The organism is Jejuia pallidilutea (assembly GCF_002973595.1).
Lineage (GTDB): Bacteria > Bacteroidota > Bacteroidia > Flavobacteriales > Flavobacteriaceae > Jejuia > Jejuia pallidilutea.
In genome coordinates, this window is the sequence record NZ_PVEO01000002.1 from 464,778 (window position 1) to 490,881 (window position 26,104).

General features: G+C 33.8%; 20 protein-coding genes. 6 read left to right on the plus strand and 14 right to left on the minus strand.

Annotation, left to right across the window (positions count from 1 at the left end; genetic code table 11):
• Positions 1 to 383 precede the first annotated feature (383 nt).
• From CLV33_RS05600 to CLV33_RS05625, 6 genes are all read left to right on the plus strand, one after another.
• Positions 384 to 971: an ankyrin repeat domain-containing protein gene (locus CLV33_RS05600; protein ID WP_105473050.1), complete on the plus strand. Its 588-nt coding sequence runs from the start codon at positions 384 to 386 to the stop codon at positions 969 to 971.
• Between the two features lie 25 nt (positions 972 to 996).
• On the plus strand, positions 997 to 2,097 hold the full coding sequence (locus CLV33_RS05605; RefSeq protein WP_105473051.1) for an acyltransferase family protein: 1,101 nt from the start codon (positions 997 to 999) through the stop codon (positions 2,095 to 2,097).
• Positions 2,094 to 2,870, plus strand: a complete 777-nt coding sequence (locus CLV33_RS05610) for a DUF6090 family protein (protein WP_105473052.1) — start codon at positions 2,094 to 2,096, stop codon at positions 2,868 to 2,870. Before CLV33_RS05605 ends, CLV33_RS05610 begins: the two co-directional genes overlap by 4 nt.
• A gap of 15 nt (positions 2,871 to 2,885) precedes the next feature.
• The gene (locus tag CLV33_RS05615; RefSeq protein ID WP_105473053.1) at positions 2,886 to 4,319 is read left to right on the plus strand and encodes an amidohydrolase family protein; all 1,434 of its coding nucleotides are present in this window, start codon (positions 2,886 to 2,888) and stop codon (positions 4,317 to 4,319) included.
• 60 nt (positions 4,320 to 4,379) lie between these two features.
• Complete coding sequence (locus tag CLV33_RS05620) at positions 4,380 to 5,408, plus strand: serine hydrolase domain-containing protein (RefSeq protein WP_105473054.1); 1,029 nt, start codon at positions 4,380 to 4,382, stop codon at positions 5,406 to 5,408.
• Between the two features lie 95 nt (positions 5,409 to 5,503).
• Entirely contained in the window at positions 5,504 to 6,421 is a 918-nt protein-coding gene (locus CLV33_RS05625; RefSeq protein WP_105473055.1) for an NAD(P)-dependent alcohol dehydrogenase, read from the plus strand.
• A gap of 417 nt (positions 6,422 to 6,838) precedes the next feature.
• Here the strand turns inward: CLV33_RS05625 and CLV33_RS05630 are convergent, their stop codons facing one another.
• From CLV33_RS05630 to CLV33_RS05695, 14 genes are all read right to left on the minus strand, one after another.
• A complete protein-coding gene (locus CLV33_RS05630) occupies positions 6,839 to 7,681 on the minus strand; it encodes a nucleotidyl transferase AbiEii/AbiGii toxin family protein (RefSeq protein ID WP_105473056.1) in 843 nt (280 codons plus the stop codon).
• Positions 7,659 to 8,666, minus strand: coding sequence for a type IV toxin-antitoxin system AbiEi family antitoxin (locus tag CLV33_RS05635; RefSeq protein ID WP_244906389.1), 1,008 nt, complete (start codon positions 8,664 to 8,666; stop codon positions 7,659 to 7,661). The genes CLV33_RS05630 and CLV33_RS05635 overlap by 23 nt, the downstream gene beginning before the upstream one ends.
• A 556-nt stretch (positions 8,667 to 9,222) precedes the next feature.
• The gene (locus CLV33_RS05640; RefSeq protein WP_054851354.1) at positions 9,223 to 9,864 is read right to left on the minus strand and encodes a DUF6266 family protein; all 642 of its coding nucleotides are present in this window, start codon (positions 9,862 to 9,864) and stop codon (positions 9,223 to 9,225) included.
• Between the two features lie 125 nt (positions 9,865 to 9,989).
• Positions 9,990 to 10,430 carry a DUF6943 family protein gene (locus tag CLV33_RS05645; RefSeq protein ID WP_105473142.1) on the minus strand — a complete coding sequence of 147 codons (441 nt, stop codon included), beginning with the start codon at positions 10,428 to 10,430 and terminating at the stop codon, positions 9,990 to 9,992.
• A gap of 1,108 nt (positions 10,431 to 11,538) precedes the next feature.
• Entirely contained in the window at positions 11,539 to 12,033 is a 495-nt protein-coding gene (locus CLV33_RS05650; protein WP_105473058.1) for a heavy-metal-associated domain-containing protein, read from the minus strand.
• Positions 12,034 to 12,065: 32 nt separating this feature from the next.
• Positions 12,066 to 13,844, minus strand: a complete 1,779-nt coding sequence (locus tag CLV33_RS05655) for an efflux RND transporter periplasmic adaptor subunit (protein WP_105473059.1) — start codon at positions 13,842 to 13,844, stop codon at positions 12,066 to 12,068.
• The gene (locus CLV33_RS05660; protein ID WP_105473060.1) at positions 13,834 to 14,316 is read right to left on the minus strand and encodes a DUF305 domain-containing protein; all 483 of its coding nucleotides are present in this window, start codon (positions 14,314 to 14,316) and stop codon (positions 13,834 to 13,836) included. Before CLV33_RS05660 ends, CLV33_RS05655 begins: the two co-directional genes overlap by 11 nt.
• A 26-nt stretch (positions 14,317 to 14,342) precedes the next feature.
• Complete coding sequence (locus tag CLV33_RS05665) at positions 14,343 to 15,134, minus strand: cation transporter (RefSeq protein WP_027879802.1); 792 nt, start codon at positions 15,132 to 15,134, stop codon at positions 14,343 to 14,345.
• A gap of 4 nt (positions 15,135 to 15,138) precedes the next feature.
• Positions 15,139 to 17,634 (minus strand): heavy metal translocating P-type ATPase, encoded by a 2,496-nt coding sequence (locus CLV33_RS05670; RefSeq protein WP_105473061.1) that lies wholly within the window; start codon positions 17,632 to 17,634, stop codon positions 15,139 to 15,141.
• Positions 17,635 to 17,697: 63 nt separating this feature from the next.
• Positions 17,698 to 18,153: a heme-binding domain-containing protein gene (locus CLV33_RS05675; protein WP_027879800.1), complete on the minus strand. Its 456-nt coding sequence runs from the start codon at positions 18,151 to 18,153 to the stop codon at positions 17,698 to 17,700.
• Positions 18,154 to 18,756, minus strand: a complete 603-nt coding sequence (locus CLV33_RS05680) for a DUF3347 domain-containing protein (protein WP_105473062.1) — start codon at positions 18,754 to 18,756, stop codon at positions 18,154 to 18,156. It lies immediately after the preceding gene.
• Positions 18,757 to 18,808: 52 nt separating this feature from the next.
• Positions 18,809 to 21,082, minus strand: coding sequence for a multicopper oxidase domain-containing protein (locus tag CLV33_RS05685; RefSeq protein ID WP_105473063.1), 2,274 nt, complete (start codon positions 21,080 to 21,082; stop codon positions 18,809 to 18,811).
• A 3-nt stretch (positions 21,083 to 21,085) separates the two neighbouring features.
• Complete coding sequence (locus CLV33_RS05690; RefSeq protein WP_105473064.1) at positions 21,086 to 22,321, minus strand: TolC family protein; 1,236 nt, start codon at positions 22,319 to 22,321, stop codon at positions 21,086 to 21,088.
• Entirely contained in the window at positions 22,318 to 26,070 is a 3,753-nt protein-coding gene (locus CLV33_RS05695) for an efflux RND transporter permease subunit (RefSeq protein ID WP_105473065.1), read from the minus strand. The genes CLV33_RS05690 and CLV33_RS05695 overlap by 4 nt, the downstream gene beginning before the upstream one ends.
• Positions 26,071 to 26,104 lie beyond the last annotated feature (34 nt).

Below are 26,104 nucleotides of genomic sequence, written 5' to 3' on the forward strand. Positions count from 1 at the left end.
AAAAGAAAACAAGATAAGTATTTTCAAGAAATAGTTAATAAAATCTATTCATTTTATGGTTTTCAGTATAAACTCATCTTCATTTTTTCTTAACCGAAAATGAGTTAGAATTTGTTGAGATGAGCCTCTTTTTTTTTGATGTGCATAGTGGCGATACGAACAAGACAAGTAACTAACTATGTAAAGTTTCAGCCATTTTTCAGGAAATAAAATTTAAGATGAATTTAATGTATTTGCGTCATAATTTATACCGATGCATCATAATTTATACCCACGCCGAAAACTTCATATAAGTTGATTCACAGTTATTTAAACCTGCATCAAGACTTATGGGATATTTGTACCATCAAATAAAAACAGTATAACTATTAAAATTTAAAACTATGAAAACTTTAAAAATCAATTCCATTAAAACAGTATTACTTTTTTGTTTATCTCTAGTATGTTTTGCAACATCTTGTATAAACCAAAACAAGGATGTATCATCAAAATCAGGGATAACCTCTAAGATAGAAGTCCCAAAACAAAACATTCATGAGGCCATTATCAGTAATAATTTTGAAGCCTTAAAACAGCATATTAAAGCTGGCAGGGATATTAATAAAAAAGAGCCTATGGGTGGATCTACCCCAATTATTACCGCAATTACATTTAACAAACCAGAAATGGTAAAAGCACTATTAAAAGCCAATGTAGATTTATCTATTAAAAATAATGATGGCTCTACCGCATTACATACCGCTGCTTTTTTTGGAAAAGTAAAAATGGTACAAATGCTTATTGATGCTAATGCAGATACAACAATTAAAAACAATTATGGTGCTACTCCACGAGAAGTAGTTTTAGGTGATTTTTCGCAAATTAAACCTGTATATGAAATGATGATGATGCAGTTAGAACCAATGGGATTCGAATTAGACCTTACCGAAGTTGAAAAGGCTAGACCTGTAATTGCAATAATGCTTCAATAATTTTATTAATTAAAACTTAAATACGATGGAAAGACGGTATGATATAGATTGGCTAAGGGTAATTGCAATTGGTTTGTTATTAATCTACCATATTGCTATTGTATTTCAGCCATGGGCTATGTTCTTAGCCTTTATTAGAAGTGAAAATTTATCCACAAATCTTTGGAAACCAATGACCTTGCTAAATGTGTGGAGGATACCTATTTTGTTTTATGTATCTGGAATGGGACTGTTCTTCGCTATGAGAAAAAGAAATTGGAGTGAGTTAATTAAAGAACGAGCAAAACGTATTTTGGTACCATTTCTCTTTGGCATAGTAGCCGTTACGCCTTTACATATGTTTGTTTTTCAAAAATATTACAACATGGCTTTAAATTATTATCCCCATATGGGACATTTATGGTTCTTAGGGAACATATTTACTTATGTAATTTTATTATTACCAGTATTCTTATATCTTAAGAAAGCGAAAAATATAAGGGTAAAGCTGTTTTTACAAAAGCTTATGGCCTACCCATTAACGCCTTTACTTGTAACTGTATTTTTTATTGTAGAGGTTATAGCATTTAAACCTACAAATTTTGCGTTGTACGCAGAGACTTGGCACGGTTTTTCCTTAGGGTTTTTATGTTTCTTTTTTGGGTTCTTATTTATGTATATAGGACCATCTTTTCGGCAGAATGTTTTAAAATGGCGCTGGTTATACCTTGGTATTGCCGCAATTTTATTTACTATTAGGTTTATACTTTATGCCACTGAAGCACCTGGTTATTTAACAGTGATGGAATCCAATAGTTGGATTTTAGCGATATTTGGATTTTGCCATAAATACTTAAACAAACCAAGCCAATTATTATCTTATTTAAGCACAGCAGCATATCCTGTTTATATTATTCATATGCTAGTACTCTATACGGCTTCTGCTTTAATTTTACCCCTTAAGTTTCCTGTATATATATCTTTTCCTTTGCTTGTGGTAATAACATTTATTGGATGTTTTATTATATATGAATTCGTTATAAGAAGAATTAATCTATTACATCCGCTATTCGGACTAAAGTGGAATTTTAAATACTTAAAACGCAAAAAGAAACAGCCTTTAGCAACTAAAACAGTGGACGAATGAAAATTTTTAGAAAAATAAGATTTCAACTTCTTAAGAAAGGAAAAACTACCGAATATTTAAAATATGCCTTTGGTGAAATATTATTAGTAGTTTTAGGGATACTAATTGCTTTACAGATTAACAATTGGAATGAGACAAAAAAGACAAATAGTATTCTAAAAGACTATTTGGTGAAAATAAAGTCGCATACCAAAGAAGATTTACGACAATTGGACACCATTACCATTGGAAGGAAACAAATAGCAGATGTATGTAAAAAAGCAAGAGTAGCAATGCTAACCAATACTGAAGAAAAAAATATTTATACCATGATGATAAGCGGTACTGCTTTTGCAGATTTTTTCTTTAAACCCAAAACCGATGGATACGAATCGCTTAAGAATTCATCGTCTTTTGTAAAAATTAACAATACAGTGCTAGATTCCTTGTTAATTCAATACCACGGCATGATAGAAAATATTGCTGAAAATGAAAAAAGCTATAACGACTATATTTTAACACAAGAAGCACATATATCTAAGGAGTTTGATAGAAGTTTAATTCTAGCGTCGGCATTTATGCCACAAGACTCATTGGCACAATTAGCCATATCGCAATCAGAGTATATAGAGACGTATAAAGCCTATACATCATTAGCGCCCTTTAAAAATGTTGTAAGTCTTGCTGCTTTTCAATTCGATATTATGATAGATCAATACGAGCAATTACAGCACACTGGAAAAAACATCATTAAAGAAATAGATATGCTTACATCAAAAACATTTAATAACTAAACATCAATTAAAAAAGTGAAATTATTGAAACGCTTATTCAAAATTGTGCTAGCTTTTATTGGAGTTATGGTAATTACTGCTATAATTACAATTTGGGTTGATTCGCAAAAAACAAGCTATCTGCATGTAAACAAGAATGAACCAACATTTAATGATTCTTATCTTATTACCAATGCCAATATAATACCAATGCATAAAGACACCGTTTTAAAAAATAAAATGGTACATATAAAAGAAGGGATAATTACAAAGATTGCAGACACAATTAATGTGGATAACGTTAAAATATTTAATGCAAACAACAAATACCTAATGCCAGGTCTTATTGATATGCATGTTCACGTTTGGGATAAATACGAACTTGGTCTTTACTTGGCTAATGGAGTTACTACAGTAAGAAATTTATGGGGCATGCCAATGCACATGCGCATAAAAAACGACATTGTAAATAATGCTATTTTTTCTCCTTTATTTTTCACAACAGGACCAAAACTAACAGGTCCAGAATTTATTGGGGATGATAATTTGAACCTAACTAGTCCAAATGAAGCTAAAAAAAAGGTGATTTCTTATAAAAACAGAGGTTACGATTTTATAAAAACATACTATGGTTTAGATAAAAACATTTTTGATGCCGTGATTGAACAAGCCGAAATTTCTGGTATGGATATCGTTGCACATCCTTCGCAAAAAGTACCGTTTTCTTATCATTTACATCCACAAATTAAATCCATTGAACACGCTGAAGAAATTGTACAACAACCTTTACAGTTTAAGTTAGACACAGTTAAATTAAAACCTATCATCAACTCTATTTCTATTTCTAAACACACTAGTTACTGCCCTACTATTACTGTATTTAATAACATCTACCAAATGATGATTAATGATTCTATTTTAGATTCCGAATCATTAAATTACATAAACCCACTCATTAGAAAGGTTGATAGTAAAAATCAATTTAACCGTTGGTTTAATGCAAAACAAAACGATTCGACTGTAGTAAGTAGAATAAAAAACCAACACGATTTTCACCTAACCATTGTAAAAAAACTGCACGAAGCTGGTGTAAATATAATTTGTGGTACCGATGCTGGCATTGGCGTTACGGTTCCTGGTTTTTCAATACACAAAGAATTAAAATTTTATAAAGAAGCTGGCTTAACCAACTACGAAGTATTAAAAACAGCCACCGCAAATGTTTCTACTACACATAAAATTATGAAAGCATTGGGAACTATTGAAGAAGGTAAAATTGCCAATTTACTAGTACTTGATAACAACCCTTTAATATCCTTATCTACACTTGAAAATCCGACCTATGTTTTTATAAAGGGACGAAAATTAAATAGAGCGACTTTAAAGCGTTTTAAAGAGAAAGCAAAGGGGCGAAAAAACCTAATGGCTTCTGCCCTAAGGTATTTAGAAAATTTAATATTAAAAAAATAAACAACTTTTAAAAAAAGGGCGGTTTAATAAAAATGCCTAACACTAAAAGTATTTGAGATCATGACAAAAAAACGAATCAAGCAAATATTTAGAATTGTATTATTACTAGGCACAGCTATATCCTTATTCTATGTACCATGGATTTTGGTAAAGGCGTGGATTTTGCCACTACCAGATACAGTTCAAGAACAAGTTAATGAAGCTATTGGTCATGGATTTGATGGAATGATTGTTTATATAGACGAAGCAGGAAAACCACCAGCGTTTTATACAGGTGGTTGGAAAGACAGAGAACATAAAATACCCGCAGACCCAAAATCATTATTTAAAATTGCCAGTATTAGCAAGTTATATGTTGCTGTAGCAATCACCAAACTTGTAAAAGAAAAGTCCCTATCTTTAGATGAAACGCTTGCCGATTACTTTCCAGAACTTATAGGTAGAATTGAAAATGCAGAAAAAATTACCTTGAAAATGATGGTTCAACATCGGTCTGGTATTCCCAATTTTACAGATAATCCTGCCTTTTGGGAAAACGAGCAGGAAAATGGAAAAAAAGCCCTTGAATTTGCCCTTGATTTACCAGCCAGTTTTAAACCAGATGAAGGCTATGAGTATTCAAACACTAATTATTTATTGCTCCGTAAGGTTATTGATAATGTATTAGGATATAGCCACCAGCACTATATAAAGGAAAAAATATTAATACCACTAAAGCTGAATAACACTTTTTTTTCGCTAAACGAAGTTGATTTAGATGATGTAATGAGTGGCTACTATGTTGGATATGACAAAGATTTTAAAGCAAATGAATACGGAATGCTTGCTACAGCAGAAGATGTTGGTACATTCTTGCGAGCACTAAACGATGGCTCCATATTTAATGAAGGTGAGCAAGACATCTATCCTTACGTTTACGACCATGGAGGTTTAGTTATTGGTTACCAAAGTCTCGCAGAATACCATAAAGATATAGATACAGTTATCGTTCAATTTATTAACACAACAGATTTTAATGGATATGAATGGAACTTATCGGAAATAATTATAAACCGTATTGTAAAAATATTGAGAAGGCAAAACTCCTAACGATGTATACGGTATTAAATTTTAAATGAAGCCTAATAGGCTAAAAACCTATTTTAACCAAGTGAACGTTTCAGAATAGCTAAAAGCAAATAGATATGAAAGCAGTAATTTATGAAAAATATGGCCCACCGGAAGTTCTTAAATTAAAGGAAATTAAAAAACCCAAACCAAAAGATAATGAAATTTTAGTAAAAATTTATGCGGCCACTGTTACCTCAGGAGATGTAAGACTTCGCAGTTCAAATTTCCCTCCTTTATTTTGGCTTCCAGCTAGATTAATATTTGGGGTTTTTAAACCTAAAAAGACAATTTTAGGACACGAATTATCTGGAGTAATTGAGGGAATAGGAAAAGATGTGTCTAAATTTAAGGTAGGAGATGAAGTCTTTGGCACAACTACCATGCTGAAAACGGGGTCTTATGCAGAATATATTTGTTTACCCGAAAAATGGAAAAACGGTGTAATTAGTTTAAAACCCAAAAACCTATCTCATGAAAAAGCTGCCGCTTTACCTGTGGGAGCAATGACAGCGATATTTCTACTCAACAAAGCAAACTTAACCAAGAACAGCAATACATTAATCTATGGTGCTTCTGGAAGCGTTGGGAGTTATGCTGTGCAAATTGCAAGTAAGCAAGGAGCTAAGGTAACAGCTGTTTGTAGCTCCTCAAACTTTGAAATGGTAAAATCGCTAGGAGCTAAAAGTTGCTTGGACTATAAAAAACAAGACTATTCTAAATCTAACGAAAAATTCGATATCGTTTTTGATGCAGTAGGTAAAACAAAGAAATCTAAAGCTAAAAAGGTTTTAAATGAAGGTGGAAAATTTGTTTCTGTAAATATGCTTACAAAAGAGAAAATTGAGAATCTTGAACTGATAAAGGATAACGTAGAAAAAAATCAATTAGAACCTTTTATTGATAAAACATTTAAGCTTGAAGAAATAGTAAAGGCGCATAAATATGTTGATAAAGGCAGGAAAAGAGGGAATGTAATTATTAAAATTCAGTAAAAATGAACACATGTCGACAGTTTAGAATACCTAATTCGTCATGTAGCTTAGTATTTAATCTAGACAACAAGCAAAATCACATATTAGGAAAAGTGGTTATTATTAAAAATTGAAGAAACCAGATAGTGTAGCAACTATTTACCGATACGTATTCTTTACTTTTTTGAAAAACTACTAATTCCAACTTCTGCTTTTCCGACTTGTCCGTTTCAGGGTCGATATAGACAATGGTAAAATCACGTTCCATATCATCTAAATCGAAACCATATTCTTCGTTTTACATTAAAATAACCGATTTTAGGTTGTTTTCTTTAGCGCTTATTTTTTTAGCTTGATTGGTCTAATATGCAGAGTAATTGGCTATCCTCTAAAACAGTACTGTCCTTTTTTTCTTTTATTTCTGTTGCCATTGATTGACTATATTGTTATTTGGTTGTTTATATTTTCTATGCTGTTTAAAACCTCATCGTAGCTTAAAACTTTATGGGTTTCTAATATTTGATTAATGAGTCTGCTTTCTTCTTGTTGTTCCACTTCCGTAACTAAAATTTCTTTAAGGCTTTGTTTAGACTCTGGATAATCTTTTAATAATTGATTGATATGAATACCTAATAAGGTTGCACCTCCTTTAACTATGGTATGGTCGTCTGTATAGACAGCTTCAAAATGTTCTAACGATCCATCCCGATGGATTTCCAGATAGTTTTGCAAGATAAAAGCGATATCATCCGCATCCTTATTCGTTTTATGGTTGCGGTCTCTCCAAGCTACTATTTTTAAAAGCCCTATACCTGCCAAGGATGCGATTTGAACGTCGATATCTAAATCGATACTTACCTTTAATGACGCCTCATTTACCGCAGGAAAACCAAGGACTGACATCGCGAATTCCTCTTCTGGTGGCCAGAAGATTTTATCATTTTCTTTCATGATGTTCCCAAAAGGCACAATGTCTAAATCGAATTTCCCCAAGTATTGAAAACGTTGTTTTTGGTCTGGGTCTTTAGTAAAATTAGGTAGTTGTGTAATGCCTTCTTCCACGGTTTTATATTGTTCCCAATCGTTGATGGTGATGGCTATATCCAAGTCATGCGTTAAACGTCCGGAACTTTCATCATGCAACTCCATAATAATATCGCGAGCTGTGGCTCCAATGACAAAAAAGGAAATACCCGATGCCTTGAAATAGTCGGTTAATTCCTGAAGAATAGGCTTTAATAGCGGATGGTTGAACTTTTTACTGGATATGCTGTAACTCATTTTCAAATATTTGGTTAGCGATTTCCACATTTCTACCATAGCCGCTATTCATTAAATCGGTATAAATCAATAAGGCTGGTACAGTATTTTTATTCCAGTTATTGTTTTGCCAAAACTTTTGGCGCACTTCTACATTACCCGTTTTATTAGGAACTAAACGCAATGTTTTTGCGATTTCAGGTAATTCCAAATTACTATAGATGGTAAATTCTTGCGGTCTTAAATTATCAGTTAGGATTGCTCCCGCAGGTTCACCTCCCAAAAGGATTTCACCACCTGTTTGATTTAACAGTTTGTGACGCCAATTTTGAGCCATATCAGAGTCTATAAACTTCATTCGGCTTCTTATAATTCGAGGTTTTAAAACGGTGTTGAACTCCACTAACCATCGTTCCAAAAGCTCTTCCTTGTTTTTAAGCACTCTTTTGTCTTTGGTTTTAATCAAATAATTTAATTCTTCCAGTTCAGCCATCACATTACTTACAGAACCTAGAGATACACCTACTTTTTGAGCAATAGTTCGATATGAATCCTGTAAGTTATCGGATTCGCTTAACAAATGAAAGATGATTTTAACTCCAGCTTCCTGAAAGGCTCGAGATTGATTGGTTAAGGTAGCCGTTCTTCTCTTTTGACCTTCAATGTAAATCACTAGGTCGTCTTTTTTAACAAAAGCATTGCCTGCAATATCTACATAATTAAACTCCCTCTCCTTTAGCTGATTTGCCGCTTCTTTAGATATATATTGTGCAATTAATATAATTGGTTTATTGCTTCGATTTCTAATTTTTTCAAGCTGTGATAATACCAGTCCCTGATTAGAGCTTCTCATAGCTGATTTTGCTTCTACTACAAACTGTATGTTTTTGATTTTTAAAATGGCATCATAATTAGTCCTTGATGTTTCAATATCAATTGGAATATCAATTAATTTTTCAAGGTTAGTAACAGCTTCGTATATAAAATCCTGATTTCGATACATCATCTTTTGTTCATTATTTTTAAGTGTTCAGTGACAATGAACATTCAAATATATTGAACATTAAATTTAAAAACAAGTAAAACGTAAATAAAAGCAAACAGGGTTACATTTCATTGCGGAAAAGCGTATTTGCGGATTTAGGAATTATCATATCTTAAAATATAACTACGATCAATCTAAAAATCCGACATATATACCATATTGATGTACCTGCTTGCCAGAAGGAAGATATACCATATTTGGCGTTTATAGTTTAAAGATATATATAACTGTAGGTTATATTAAAAAAAATTTTGAACAAAAAGGAACTTTAAAAAAAACATAATCAAAATGTAATCTCATGAAAACCAACACCAAATGTTTCCCAAATGTAATTACTTCCCGATACAATATTTAACTATCCTTATGTCTATTGACGTTAAGGCATTTGGGCAACAAATAGGGTGCAAAAAATACATAAAAAGAATAAATAAAGAGTAAACATCAATAAATTGAGCTACTAATATAGCACAAAAAAAACCGCTCGATTAGAGCGGTTTCCAAATAAAAACACCAAGCATTAATTAGCTGTACCAGAGCCTAAATAAATACTGTTTGATACTTGACTACCATCAGCAGTAATAAACGCCATAAATAACTCTACCGTATCTCCTGCATAAGTTGTTGGGATTGAAACAATTTGAGAACCTACTGTTCTGTCTGCTCCATCAAGTAAAGAAATAGATTCCTTTTTTGAGGGATTGTAAACCAACAACATCGCTTTATCAGTTGCATTTGCGTTACCTTCGGCAGAGTTATCATCCCACCCAAAAGTTACTTCTCCAGCAGTTGCTAAATCAGTCGTCGGGTTTAACGCACCAGATAAACCTCCGCGACTTACTAAAGCGTTTGGATAGTCAACAACAAAGTTAGGTTCTGTACCTGTAATCGCATTATTCAACACATACGACATTGCAGCATTAAATTCTGTTTTCTTAACTGCTAATCCTTTATACCCTAACTTAATAAAAGGCTTTACAGCCTGTAAAAATTCTAAAGTGGCAGTAAACTTTGTTCTTTGGTTTACTTGACCAACAGTTCTTGGATTGGCTACACTTGAGGGTTTAATTCTAATGTAATCAATTCCTTTCCAGCTTCCACCGATAACGTTTCCAACCTTACCTGAAAGCCCTCCTAAAATACCTTGGGAAATTTTACCCATAACATAAATAATTTAAATGAAACTTATTTTTCTTCGGACTTGGTACGGACTTAACACGAAGTTGTACCTTCCGACTGAATATATGGCAAGTTTTATGCTATTCGTTAGATATGGATTTTGTTGCTTTAGATTGCTTCTTTTTGCATTTTAGAAAATAAACTTTGAATGTATGATACTTTCAAATCTGCCATTTTTGAAATGACTTTTTGAAGTTCGGCTTCTTTTTTACTAATTGCTGACACCATATTAATATGCTTTTGCAATTGAAATTCATTATTTATTAATGATATAAAACTATTTTTTAGAGTATTTCTGCAATCATATATTGAGATAAATGGAATTACACTTCCTTTTAAATAGTAAGCGTAAAAACCGCCTATTTGTAGCATCATAGACAAATGATACAACGTATTTTTTTCCTTTTCGGTTGAAGTAGTAACTACGAAACAATTAGGGCAAGGATTTGAGAGCGGTTTTCCGCTGTTTAGCCCTTTGTTTAGTATAAAAAAATGAGGGTTTGAGTAAGCTTTTCCGACTTGGTGTGTTTTTAGTTCAAAAGTTGACATAGCTATCCAATTTAAAATTGCTTCGCTACGCTTCGCGCCATTATTTTTTTTTGAAAAGAAAAAAGATAGCCATAGTTGTTGTGGCGTGGGTAAGGCTGTCAAGGTTTTTGGATAAAAGTTTTTTTATTGAATGACTAAATCAAAAAAAAAGGTATTGAAAAAAGTTTTATTCAAAACCCGTAGGGCTTGACCTTTATAGCCTTGTGCGGTTGGCAGAGGTAGCCACATATATTTGCCATCTTTTTTTATTTTAATATTTCAAATTGGTTTAAACTTGATTGAAATTGCCTTTAACTTTTCTGGGGAATTAACACTTAAAAAAATAGGTTGCATTTTGTTATTAAGTGTTGGATGAAGCGTTTGTATGGGTAGCGTTTTAAATAGTTGTTTGATAAAACAGCATTTAAACAAGCTACTTATACAGGACTTTTAGACAATAGCTAATTGCTTTTTTTGAGGCACGAGAAAAAGCAATATGCTATGGGGTATTACTACACTTTATAAACCTATTTTTTTATAACCGCTGACTTGGGTGGTGGGGAAAAGTGGACTTTTATATTTGTTAACGAAATGAAACAAACAAAGACTTGAGGTAAGGAATACTTGGACTTAACGATGGTTTTGTGCAGCTTGAATGAGGTAACGAATATTATTATCAATTAACGGAAACCTTAAAATGTTCAAATGTTTAATGTTAGTTCAAAATGTGGTTTAATGTACGGAAGTGCGCGTTGGAATAGCGGATATTTTACATAATACCAGTTATAGCTACAAAATGCATTAATACTGCGATAGCAAACCTTTGAAAAGTGCCGTTTGCTACTATAACTTGTATTATGTAACATAGCTTGGGTGAGTTTAGGGTTTTATGATAAAATAATAACAGAATAGCTTTTTGCAGTTTGGTTTGATTTTATGAAAACCAAAGCTGTAATATGCTATTACCTTAAAGACAAAAAAACGCTAAACTTGTTAGGTGAGCGGAACAACACAAAAGACAGAGGATTTTGAGCTTTCGTCAGGCTCAAGACAAGGCAAGCGAAAAAACTGGGTTTTGGGTTGTGGGGAATAAAAAAGAGCCTTCCGAAAAAGACTCTTTCATTATTGCTTAATGGTCGTGATTTGAATGGTCATCACTTTTTTCTTCACCAGATTGATTCATCATCATTTCGTGGTCGTATTTACAACAACCTGGTAAACCATCATATGCTTCTTCATCACCTGCTACTTTTTCAGTATCATACCCTGAAGCTGCAATAGCTTTGTGAATTGTCATAGCATCTGTTTTGGTATCATCAAAAGACACATCAATCTTCTTTTTATCGACATCCCAATTAGCACTTGCAACACCTTCAACACCGTTAGCTGCTTTTTCGATAGTGTTTTTACACATTCCACAATTTCCTCTCACACCAAAAGACAGGTCTGTCATTGCCATATCTTTAGACATTTCAGTAGTTGTGGTTTCTGTTTCTTTTTTGGTTTCGTTTTTACAACTTGTTAAACCTAATGCTGCTATTACAGCTACACTTAAAATTACTTTTTTACTCACGTCGATTACATTTTTGTTTTTGTGTTCGTGATTTTTCTTTGAAAAATTCATTGTTTAAAATTTAATTGTTATTACTTGATTTATTATTCTATTACTTGTTTTACTTCACCACAGGTTAGCATTGCTTCGCCAAAATATGGATTGATTACTTTTTCTTCTTTGCTTAACCAATAAGCACCATTATTGTTATCTGCCATTGGACAAAATTCTACATAGACCTTTTCATTGATACCAAATAGTTGTACAGCATTGATTAGATGTGATGATAAATGTTTAAAATGGTCTCTTTGTGATTTTATATCGGACGTTTCAGAAATTGAAGTTGCAGAAGATTTTATTTCGCCTTCTAATGACATCCAATGGTTATGCGCCTTATTATCTGGCAACAATTTCATATCTACTTTGTTCAATTTATTTAATAAAGTTGTTGCGTTTGCTGAAGTACTTATTGAATCTTCTTTTACTAAAGCATCTTTTAAATTGATATACGCATTGTAAACACTATTTAACTGTTGTTGAAATTTCTCTGATACTTCCAAACGCTCATTCATATTAGTGTGGTCACTTTCTTTGTTAGATGCATTGTTATCCATACCTAAATGACCTTCGTGTCCAGTCATTACTTTACCACCATCTTTATTCATCATAGACTTTTTGCCTTGTAGTTGTGCAGCAGCATCTACAGTAAATGTTCCGTTGGTCACTATTTCATTTCCAACAAATAAACCTTCTACAACTTCATATTCATTACCAATTTGATTGCCTAATTTAATTTCACGCATTTCAAAAATAGGTTGGTCTGGATTTGTTTTAAGGTACACCACAGAACGTTCACCTGTCCATAATACGGAAGATGCAGGAATTGATAATACTTCATCATTTTTAGCTGTACTGCCTTCAATATTTGCGGTTACAAACATTCCTGGTTTAAATACATCGTCCTTATTGCTTAAAACAACACGTAAGGTTACAGTTCTTGTTTTCGTGTTTAAAACTGGGTCAATGAAATCAACTTTACCTTTAAACTCTTTATTAGGATAAGCATTGGTTGTTATCATCACTTCCTGTCCTTTTTTAAAGCGGTCAATCTGATTTTCATACACATCAAAGTTTCCCCAAACTGTGTTGAGATTGGCAATTTTTAATAAGGGTTGTCCTTGTTTGATGTAATCGCCTTGCTCTACCAATTTTTCTGTAACAGTACCCGAAACGGTTGCATAAACAGGAAAGTTTTCTTTTACTTTTCCTGTTTCTTCAATCTGGTTGATTTGATTTTCAGAGAGTTTCCATAATTTCAATTTATTACGGACTGCTTTGTATAAAGCAGGTTGAGATTCTTTTAAAGAAGCTGCTGTGATTAATTCTTGTTGTGCTGCATAGAGTTCTGGCGAATAAATGGTTGCCAATAATTGACCTTTACGAACTTCTTCGCCTGTAAAACTCACATTCAAACGTTCAATTCTTCCAGCGAAATAACTTACCTGTACTGCATTGGCTTCTTCGTTTTCAGCAATTTTACCAGATAACTTTATGGTGTTGCCTTCAACATTTCCCTTGCCTACAACAGTTGTTTGAATATTGGCTAATGCCATCGCATTTTCTGTTAGTTTAAATTGGTCTGCCATTAAGCCATCACTTCCGCTTTCCGCAGGAATTAAATCCATACCACAAATAGGACAATCGCCTGGTTCTGGTTGCATAATTTGTGGATGCATAGAACACGTCCACATTTGATTGGTTGCTGCAACCGCATCGTGATTATGGTCTATTTCTTCATTTGATGAGCCACCAAAAAGCAACCAACCCAATAACACACCTACTACGAGTATGCCAATATATATGACTATTTTATTATTTTTCATTCTCTAATCGTTTTATCATTGCTTTCATTTCTTCTATTTCTTTACGTTGTGCTTGTATAATGTCTTCTGCTAATTTTTTAACTTCTGGGTCTTGAATATCTGCTCTCTCACTTGTTAAAATAGCGATAGAATGATGTGGTATCATTGCTTTCATCCAAAGGACATCACCAATAATGGGTGCTTGTGTTCTTACCAACCCTAATGCACCAACAAACAGAATGAAACTACTTGCGAGTATTGCGATATTCTTCTTTTTATCATTATACATTTTTCGCATAAAAAACCACATTATTACTGCCATTGTTGAAATTCCTAAACACGTCATATAGAATCGTGTTAGACTAAACCATACGTGGTCTATGGAATAGGTGTTTAAATACATCGTTATGTACATTGCTACAAATGAGCAAGCCAACATTATAAAGAAGGTTTTGTAATTTCCTTTGTTTGAGTGTTCTTTTGAATTTTCCATAATTTTTGATTTTATAGTTAAACTTTTTACTTACTTAATTTTAATATCCTGAATGCACCTTGTATCACCAATCCAAATACAATGATTCCTATAATTAAATCTGGAATACCAGAATGCAGCCAATTGACTAAAACGCCTGCTGTAATTACGCCAAGATTTATTATAATATCGTTAGAGGTAAAAATCATACTGGCACGCATATGTGCTTCTTGACTTTTAGATTTTTGTAAGAGGTACAAGCAAATGCCATTTGCAATCAAAGCAAATACTGAAACTATAATCATTGTTGAAAATACAGGTAAAGCTTCATAGCCTAAAAATCTACGTATTACCTCAACGATTCCGATAATTGCAAGTGTTATCTGAAAATAGCCTGCATATTTTGCAATCCGTTTCTTTTTTAAAACTGTACCACCAACCGCTATTAAACTCAATCCGTAAACAAATGAATCTGCCAACATATCTAAACTATCAGCAACTAATCCCATTGATTTTGAAATAAGTCCTGTACTCATTTCGATAATAAAAAATGCAAAATTGATGATTAGAACTGTCCACAACAGTTTGGATTGACTCCTTGTAGATTCAGTAATAATTGTGTCTGTATCTTCTGAACTGATTAAACTTTCATTTAATTTTAATTCATTTAAGGCATTACCAATTTCATTTACATTTGAATTATGATATAGTGTTAAGATTCTTTCTTCTAAATTAAAATCAAGTTGTTTGATACCATCTATATCAGATAGCTTCATCTTAATTAGATTTTCTTCAGAAGGACAATCCATTTTTGATATTTTGAAAACTGTTTTCTGCATATAATTAAATGTTTTTTGTTCTTAATCGTAATGCGTTACCTATTACCGAAACCGAGCTAAAACTCATTGCTAAAGCTGCTATCATTGGCGAGAGTAGTATTCCGAAGAATGGAAACAACACACCTGCTGCAATAGGTACACCTAAAGTGTTGTAGATAAGTGCAAAAAATAGGTTTTGCTTAATGTTCTTCATTACAGTATTACTCAAATTTTTTGCTTTTACAATACCGTGTAAATCGCCTTTTACTAAAGTTATCATAGCACTTTCTATCGCTACATCTGTTCCTGTTCCCATTGCAATACCTACATCACTTTTTGCCAATGCTGGTGCATCATTAATACCATCACCTGCCATAGCAACCACTTTCCCTTTTTCTTGCAGTTTCTCTACTTCTTTGAGTTTATCTTCTGGTAGCATACTGGCTTTAAAATCTGCGAGATTAAGTTCTGATGCTACTGCTTTTGCAGTATCGTGATTATCGCCTGTTAGCATTATTACATCAATGCCTTTATCTTGAAGTGCTTTAATGGCTTTAGCACTTGTTTCTTTTATTTTATCGCCTATAACTACATATCCAACTACGGTTTCATCTATTGACAAATAAGAAACTGTTTTACCCTGTTCTTGGTAAGATTTAGCTTCGTCTTTCATTTTAGAAGTAATATCCGCTTTAGCATATTCCATCATTTTAGGATTACCTAATGCTACATTTTTTCCATCAATTTTAGCTTCAACACCTTTTCCTGTAACAGCACTAAAATCTTCGGACTTTAAAATTTCTGCGTTGTGTTCTTTGCCATATTTAACTGTCGCTTCTGCCAAAGGATGTTCACTATTGGTATTTAATGAAACTATGTATTGTAACACTTCTTTTTCGCTTAAAGCAGCATTAAAAGCTCCAACGGTTTCAACTGTTGGTTTTCCTTCGGTAATTGTTCCTGTCTTGTCAACGATAAGCGTATTTACCTTATCCATTTTTTCAAGAGCTTCAGCATTTTTAATCAATACACCATTTTGAGCACCTTTACCCACACCAACCATTACAGACATTGGTGTTGCTAAACCTAAAGCACAAGGACAAGCAATGATTAGTACTGCAATTGCATTGACAAACGCATACACATAAACTGGTTCTGGTCCCCAAATAGACCATACAATAAATGTGATAATAGAAATAAGAACTACAACTGGCACAAAATAGCCTGAAACTTTATCTGCTAAATTTTGAATAGGTGCACGACTTCTACTGGCATCATTAACCATATGAATGATTTGTGATAATAAAGTGTCACTTCCTACCTTTTCTGCTTTCATTAAAAAGGATTGATTCCCATTAATGGTTCCGCTACTTACTTTATCTTCTTGAGATTTGTTTACAGGAATGGGTTCACCTGTAATCATAGATTCGTCAATGGTTGTTTCACCTTCGGTTATCATACCATCTACAGGAATTTTATCTCCTGGTTTTACTTTTAGAATATCATTAAGTTCTATCTCGTCAATACTGACTTCAACTTCTTCACCATCTACTATTTTTATGGCCTTATTAGGTGCTAATTTCAACAGTTCTTTTACTGCCGAATTGGTTTTACTATGGGCACGAGCTTCTAACAACTGACCTAAAAGCACTAACGTTAAAATCACAGTTGCTGCTTCAAAATAGACGTGAACTGCGCCTGATTCAGTTTTAAATTGTTCAGGAAATACATCTGGAAACAACATCCCAAATACACTAAATAACCAAGCCACACCTGCACCGATTCCAATAAGTGTAAACATATTGAGATTCCACGTTTTTATGCTTCTATAAGCACGCTCAAAGAACATCCACGTAGCGTAAAAGACAACTGGAATGGATAAAACAAACTGAATCCAGTTCCAATATTTCTGTTCCATTATATCGTACAACGGATTGTTATTGAGCATTTCGCTCATAGCCATTAAGAAAATGGGCAAGGTAAATGCTGTGGCAATCCAAAATTTCTTTAATAGCTTTTTATACGTTTTTTCTTCTGCTGAACTATCTGCTTCCATTGGCACTAAATCCATCCCACAAATAGGACACGAACCTGCTTCGTCTTTGACAATTTCTGGATGCATCGGACACGTCCATTGTTCCTTTGAAGTTGCTGATAGATTTTGTTCTTCCACCAAATCCATTCCGCAAACAGGACAATCGCCTGGTTTATCATAAGTTTTATCGCCTTCGCAATGCATAGGACAATAAAATGTGCCTGTACCTTTAGGTTGCTTTTCCTTTTTAGCTTCTGAATGCTGATGGTGTTCACCTTGTTTATGAATGCTATATGTACCACCATCTTTTTTTAAGGCTTCTTGAAATGTTTCTATGGGAATATGTGATTCCATTTCTATGTTAGCTTCTGCCTTATCTAAATCGACTGTTGCTTTTGAAACACCTCCTACTTTAGAGAGCGTTTCCTCAACGTGACTGCGACAACCGTTGCAGGTCATTCCGTGTATGTGATATGTGTGTTTCATTGAATTTATTTTTTCTTTTCTTTAAAGAAAAATGAACTAATCCATTCTACTTATATCAGAATTTTAATTTAAACTATCTTTAATTTGTTTCATATAACCAATTATAAGTTCTTTTTCACCTGTCGATAAAAGGGCATTTTTGTGAATTAGCGTATAAGACCAAAGGGGCATTTCGCCATTTTCAATTTGATTGATGATGGATTTTAGTTTACTGTTTTTTCTTCTATTTGAATAATCATCCCATTCATTAAAATTTAATTCTGCCTTGCCTTCTTTGATATGGTCTTCAAGAAACCAGGCTACCGGTTGCACCTTATTGTACCAAGGATATATTGTATTGTTACTGTGGCAATCATAGCAAGAGACTTGTAATTTGTTCTTGATATCATTTGGGACATCATTTACCAACATAAAGTCGGTTTTTGGAACAACTTCACTTTGGTTGCGCGTTGTGGGGATAAATTGAATCCCCACAAACGCCACCAACAACACTATTGCTATGATTTTTAAAATCTTCATTTAGTTAATTTCCTTTTGGACTTTTCCACAGTTCAACATCTTGCTTCCATAATAGGGATTCTTAATATCCTTGCTCATACTTAACCAAGCTGAACCACCATCGTACATTGGACAAAATTGCTCATATAGTTTTACTTGTGTTCCTGTAATAGCTACCATATCAGTAATATCCTTACTTAAAACTTTAAAGTGCTCACGTTGATGTGCTATTGGACTTTCTGAAATATGTTCTGCGTGTTCCGTAGCATCTTCGATAATGTCCTTTAATTCTGATTGCTGGGCATCTGTAAATTTTGAAATGTCAAGCTTTCCTAATGACGTTGCGAGGGTTGCACCCAATTCTTTAGCTTTGGCATTATCATCTACCACTAAGGCATCCTTTAAGTTGAAATAGTCATTTAATATTGTTTGAGAATTTGTATCTCCATTCATTGCCATTTTCTTTTTCTTACCATCGTGATGACCATCGCTATTGTCGTGATTCATTTCTGTATTATGACCTTCATCGTTGTTATGTTCTTTTTTTGCGTCTTTACAAGACATTGTTGTTAGGCTTATAAAAGCCATTACCATAATTGTTGTTATTAATTTTACTTTTTTCATTTTGACTTACTTTTAAGATTAATATTTGTTTATATAAAATTGTTATTTATTATTAAAATCGAACTAATAGTCCGCCACCCCAACCATATCGGTTGTTATAATTCCCTTGAATTGAAAAATTTCGAGATAAGATGTACGATGCTCCAATTAGCCATTGAGTTTCACCTTCATAAGATTTGTTGTTTTCTAACTCATTAACCCATCCAAAATCTGCTCTGTACTCATATTCTCCTTCCAAGAAAATTCTTGGAAAAATCAATAATTCCCTGTCCAGACGTATTCTTGGGCGCAATTGATGGTCCATACTCACATCTACATTAAATCTATAGGGTGTAAAATATTTTATACCAATCAACCCTACAGTATTAAACTCATCATACGAATTTGGGATTTCGGTTTCAGTATTTACACCAACATATAAACGAACCCAATCATTGAGGTATCTATTGTAACTAACTTCAGCTTCAAGATTTTTATCATAATCTAACTCGGCTCTTAAACCAAATTCATTTCTGATATTACTTGTGGTTAAAAAAAGTTCATTGAAGTTTGAACCTGTTCGAGCCATTCCCCAAGAATAATAATGGTCTGTCTCGTCAATTAGGTTTTGTACTGGATAAGGCTTCATCCTTTCATCTCGTGGTGTATCATAACTAAATACTCTTGCCATACCACCCATCATATGATATAACACGTGACAATGAAAGAACCAATCACCATATTCTTCGTTATAAAATTCGATGACCACTTTTTGCATAGGTGGTACATTGACGGTATGTTTTAATGGGGAACGTTCGCCATTTTCATTGATGACCCTAAAGTAATGTCCGTGTAAGTGCATTGGATGATGCATCATTGTTAGGTTATTCAAAGTAATTCTAGTAACCTCTCCACCTTTAATTTTAATTTTGTCTGTTTCCGAAAGTGGTATGCCATTCAAACTCCAAACATAACGTTGCATATTACCTGTTAGATTAAGTAAAAGGTCGGTTACAGGTATGTCTGCCTTATAAGTCGTGTTTTCTTTTGCCTTTAAAAAATCATAATTGAAATAGGTTTTACGTGTGTCATAATTAAATGAAGTGGTGTCCTTTTGCATCATCTTATGATTCATTGGCATCACATCCTTTTTCATTTCCATATTCATTTCATTCTCCATCTGTCCATCTTTCATATCCATATTCATCTTCATCCCATATTTCTGCATTAGGACTTCTGGTGTGTTACTGTTTTTATTTCCTACTAAAGCAGGTGCACCCATCTTCATATCCATTTTTGCCATTTGCTTCATCATAGCTACTTTATCTGGTCTGTCTATAACTGTTGCTGGATACAGTTTTCCGCTACCTAAACGAATGGACATATTACCAGAACCATCTTGTGCTGTTGCGGTAATTTCCAATGTGCCTTCTGGAATGGTTACAATCACATCATAGGTTTCGGCAATTGCAAAAAGAAATCGGTTTTTATATTTTGGTGTTACATCCACACCATCACTCGCTACAATCATCGGGTTACCACCACCAAAATCCAGCCAATAATAAGATGAAGCAGATGCATTAATAAAACGTAGTCGTACTTTTTCACCTGCTTTAAACTCTGGATATTCTGCAACTTTTTTACCATTGGCTAAAAACGCAGGATAGTAGATATCTGCAATATCTGCACCTTCCATTCTATCGCGCCAAAATTTGAATTGTGCGCCTAATGCATCTTCTTTTATAACTCTGCTTAATGGTACCGCTGTTCCTTTTTTAACCTGATACCACTCATTTCCTCGTTTAAGGTTTCGCAGTACATTTATTGGTTTTTCATTTGTCCAATCGGAAAGGACTACGACTAAATCCTTATCATAGTCCAAGGTCTTTTCTTTAGGATGAATGACTATTGAGCCATAAACTCCTTTTTGCTCTTGCAACATCGTGTGGGAATGATACCAATATGTGCCAGATTGGTTTATAGGTATTCTATATTGAAATGTAGTGTTTGGTTTTATAGGTGGCGTAGTTAAATAAGGTACACCATCATAAAAATTAGGAAGTATTAAACCGTGCCAATGTACAGAGGTTTCTTCATCCATTTTATTGGTTACGTTAATAATAGCGAGGTCACCTTCATTAAATTCTAATGTAGGACCTGGAATTCCACCATTAATTGTCATTCCTTTGGCGGTTACACCTGAAAGAGTTATTTCATTTTCTTCTATAGTAAGGTTATACTCTTGTATGTTTCGGCCTTCTTCTTTTCTATCTTGACCATTTGTACCAACTTGGGCAAATGCCATTGAAGTTAGAAACAAGAGAAATATTGTGTTAAATGTTTTCATTGTTTACTGAATTAAATAATTAATGATTGTACTTTGCACATAGTAGGTCTTCACAGATTCTATTTGGTTCATTTGAAACTTTAGCTGCAACTCTTGAATATCCAAAACATCATTAAAATCAATCGTTCCTGTTTCATAGCTTTTGATTAAAATGTCTTCTGCATCTTTGGCTTGCTGTAGGTTTTTGGTTTGGGTAGCATAACTTATTCTTGCAGAAATGCGTTCGTTATTCGCTTTGTCTAAAAGCGTTTCCAATGCATTTAAACGTTCCTGTTTTTGAGCAGTAATTTCCTGCTGTTGCAAATCATTTTGTTTGGTTTGGGATTTATATTTCTTATTGAAAATTGGGATAGATACCGAAACCATTGGCATTACAATATCCTTTCCGTTATCGCTGAAATCCATATTTGGTCTTTCAGCAACATTGATGTAATCTAATCCGAAACCAATCATTGGACTACTTTCTTTTTGATTCAATAATTCTGATTGCTCTATGGATTGATAGAGTTTATCATATTTTAGTAATTCAGGATGTACCGATAGATTTTCAGTATTGATTTCAAAATCTTCAATCGGAATTGTTAAGCTATCTACCACAGTAACTACAACATCATTTTTCCTATTCAAAAGGTTATTAAAATTAGTTCGTTCTGCTAAAAACTGTTGTTGCAACACGTCTTTTAATTGCTGTAAATCGTTTTGTCGCATTTGCAAACGCAATACATCTACTGCTGACGCATTACCAACCTCTACTGAAGTCAACGCCATAGTTTCATAGGTTTTTAATAGTTGGATATTTTGAGCTAATACGTCTTGTTTGGCTTTATTGGCGTATAACTTGTAATAAGATTGTGCTACTGATGCTATCAGTCTTCGTTTGGCAATAACAATATCTTCGTATTTAGCATCTGCCAATGCACTTACATAATTTTCTCTTGATGTTATTGTACCAAACCAAGGCAACATTTGTTTTGCTGACACTTTAAAACGCTGTGCTCCTGTTCGTGTTTCTGGCTCACTCACAAAATAACCAACACCAAATTCGGTATTAGGAATGGTGTTGACCTCGTTTACCTTTTCGGAAGCTCTTTTGTATTGTAACTCAAACTTTTGAATTTCTGGATTGTTTGTTAAGGCTTCATCGATAAGTATTTCTAATTGTTGAGCATTCGCAAAAAGACTCAAGAAACAAGAGCCAAGAGCCAAGACGATTTTTATTTGTATTGATTTATATTTCATTTTGATGTTCTTTTAAGTTGAACTTCTGCTTTCCAGCTATACAATACTGGTACAACAAACAAAGTGATTAAGGCTATAAGCATTCCACCAAAACTTGGTATTGCCATAGGTATCATAATATCACTACCTCTTCCTGTAGATGTTAATACTGGTAATAATGCTAAAATGGTCGTAGCTGTAGTCATTAAACAAGGTCTGATACGTTTTTCTCCTGCTTCTACAACAGATGCTCTTACTTCCTTTTTATTATCCGGTGTATTTCTACCGAATGTTTGAGTTAAATAGGTTGCCATAACTACACCATCATCGGTTGCAATTCCGAATAGTGCAATAAACCCTACCCAGACTGCAACACTTAAATTAATTGGGTGTATTTGGAATAAATCACGTAGATTTTCGCCAAAGAAATTAAAGTTTAAAAACCATCCTTGACCATACAACCAAATCATAATAAAACCACCTGCAAATGCTACTGCAATACCTGTAAATACCATTAATGACGTACCTACAGAACGGAATTGGAAATACAGAATTAAGAAAATAATTGCTAATGCTAAAGGCACAACAACCGACAAGGTTTTTTCGGCTCGCAACTGATTTTCGTATGTTCCTGTAAATTGGTAGTTAATACCTTTTGGAACTACTAATTCGCCACTATCTATCTTTTGCTGAATTAGAGCTTGTGCGCTTTCAACTACATTGACTTCGGCAAAACCATCTAGTTTATCGAACAATACATAGCCAACTAAAAAGGTATCTTCACTTTTAATGATTTGTGGACCTTGTTCGTAACTTATAGTTGCCAATTCGCTTAAAGGCACAGGACTTCCTTTTTCAACTGGCACATAAATCTGTTGTAAGTCTGTTGGGTTTGCTCGTAATTCTCTTGGGTATCGTACTCGTACACCATATCGCTCTCGACCTTCTACCGTTTGGGTTAAGACCATACCACCAACTGCTACTTTTAATACATCTTGAACATCTTGTATCGAAATGCCATAACGTGCAATTTTCTCTCTATCAATATCAATTAACAAATAGGGTTTACCAACAATACGGTCTGCAAAAACAGCTTCTTTTTTAACACCTTCAGCTTCCTTGATGATGTTTTCTAATTGCACACCAAACGCTTCAATCTGCTTTAAGTCTTGACCTTTTACTTTAATTCCCATAGGTGCTCTCATTCCTGTTTGAAGCATTACCAATCGGGTTTCAATAGGTTGTAGCTTTGGTGCAGAGGTTACGCCTGGCAATTTGGTAACTTTTACAATTTCATTCCAAATATCATCTGGTGATTGTATTTCAGGTCTCCAATTTCGATAGAACTCTCCATTATTGTCTGGAATGAGTTGAGACCTTTCGACTGTGCTCAAGGTGACATTTTCTGTATTATTTGGATTTGCGATAAATCGACCATCTTTTAATTCAAACAAGCCATCATTATTCACTTTGTAGCGTTGGCGTACTCCGTTTTCATTCAGCATATATTCTGGTTTATACTGAATGATATTTTCATACATCGACAAAGGTGCTGGGTCTAATGCAGATTCTGTACGACCTGCTTTTCCAACTACAGTTTCGATTTCAGGAATACTGGCAACTGCCATATCTAACTGCTGTAAAACACGCTTATTTTCTTCTACACCAGAATGTGGCATAGAAGTAGGCATCAATAAAAAAGAACCTTCATTTAACGATGGCATAAATTCTTTGCCTGTGTTTTTCATAATGAAAAAACCAGCAATGACAATTGCAGTTGGAATAGACAAAAACAATAATTTATTATCTAAACACCATCTTAAAATTCGAGTATAATACCTGATAAACAATGAGAAAACACCCAATAAGCCAAAGCAAATGACACCAACAAAGATGAGGTTCCAGAAGATACTTTTATCAACTCCTAAAGGTCTCCAATATTCCGCTAACAGAAATACTATTGCAGTTGTACATATTATGATATTAATTAAGTTGGATTGTTTTTCTGTTATTTTATTTTGAGTACTTAACAATGCTGTGATACCAAAAGCTATCAATATTAATCCTAACCAATAACCATAGATTATTGCTATTATCCCTAATACTATTAAAACGCCATTTAAAGCATATTTAAAATGCGTTTTTATGCTTTTCTTTCTGAATAAAAACGCTGCAAAAGGTGGAATTAAAAACAATGCTACAATTATTGAAGCTGTTAATGCAAAGGTTTTTGTGAATGCTAATGGTCTGAATAGTTTTCCTTCCGCTCCAATCATTGTAAATACAGGAATGAAACTGATAATAGTTGTCATAACTGCGGTTACGATTGCACCAGACACTTCAGCTGTTGCGTTATAGACTACTGTGTTTATGGGTAACTTTTTATGAGATTCCTCGTCGCTCGTTCCTTGCTCTGTCGGAATGACATTTTCGTTTTCATCCAAATGCCTTATAATGTTTTCTGATAGTATGACACCTACGTCGACCATTGTACCAATAGCAATAGCAATACCTGATAATGCCACAATATTAGCATCAACACCAAAGAGTTTCATCGCAATAAACACCATTAAAACCGCTACTGGTAAAAGTCCAGAAATTAGTATGGAAGCTCGAAGATTAAATACCATAATGATAATTACCAGGATGGTAATTAAGATTTCTAAAGTCAATGCTTCATTGAGTGTACCTAAAGTTTCTTGTATCAGTTCTGTTCTGTCATAAAATGGGACTATTGTTACTTGGGAAGTTCTACCATCCGCCAATACTTTTGAAGGTAATCCTGCACTTAATTCATTAATCTTCTCTTTCACATTATTGATTACTTCCATTGGGTTTGCGCCATAACGAGCCACCACAACAGCACCAACAACCTCTGCTCCTTCTTTATCTAATAAACCACGTCTTGTTGCAGGACCTAATGAAACTTTACCAATATCCTTTATCCTAATTGAAGTATAATCTTCTGAAGTGACTACTGCATTTTCGATGTCTGAAATGGATTTCACATAACCCAAACCACGCACTAAATATTCGGCTTGGTTAATTTCCAAAGTCTGTGCACCAATATCCTTATTACTTTCCTTAACTGCTTTTACAACGTGATGTAATCCAATATTATACTGACGCATTAGTTCTGGATTTACGTCCACTTGGTATTCCTGAACATAGCCACCAATAGAAGCGACTTCCGAAACACCACTTGCAGAGGACAACGCATACTTTACATAGTAATCCTGAATACTGCGTAACTCTTGCAAATCCCAACCACCAGTTACATTTCCGTTTTCGTCACGACCTTCTAAAGTGTACCAAAATATTTGTCCTAATCCTGTTGCATCTGGACCCAAAGCAGGATTAACACCTTCGGGCAATAAACCACTTGGTAAGGAATTAAGTTTTTCGAGAATACGACTTCTGCTCCAGTAAAATTCTATATCCTCTTCAAAAATGATATAGATGCTTGAAAACCCAAACATAGAGGAACTACGAATGGTTTTCACTCCAGGAATACCCAATAATGATGTGGTTAATGGATAGGTTATTTGGTCTTCTATATCTTGTGGGGAACGACCATCCCACTTGGTAAATACGATTTGTTGATTTTCACCTATATCGGGAATAGCATCTACTGCTACAGGGGTACTTGGCAAAAATCCTGTATCCCAATTAAAAGGTGCATTAACAGTTCCCCATCCAATAAAAAGGACAAGTAGTAAAACTGCAACGAGTTTGTTTTCTATTAAAAATTTGATGCTTTTATTTAGCATATGATTGATTTTAAACAATTAGACAATAGTGTTG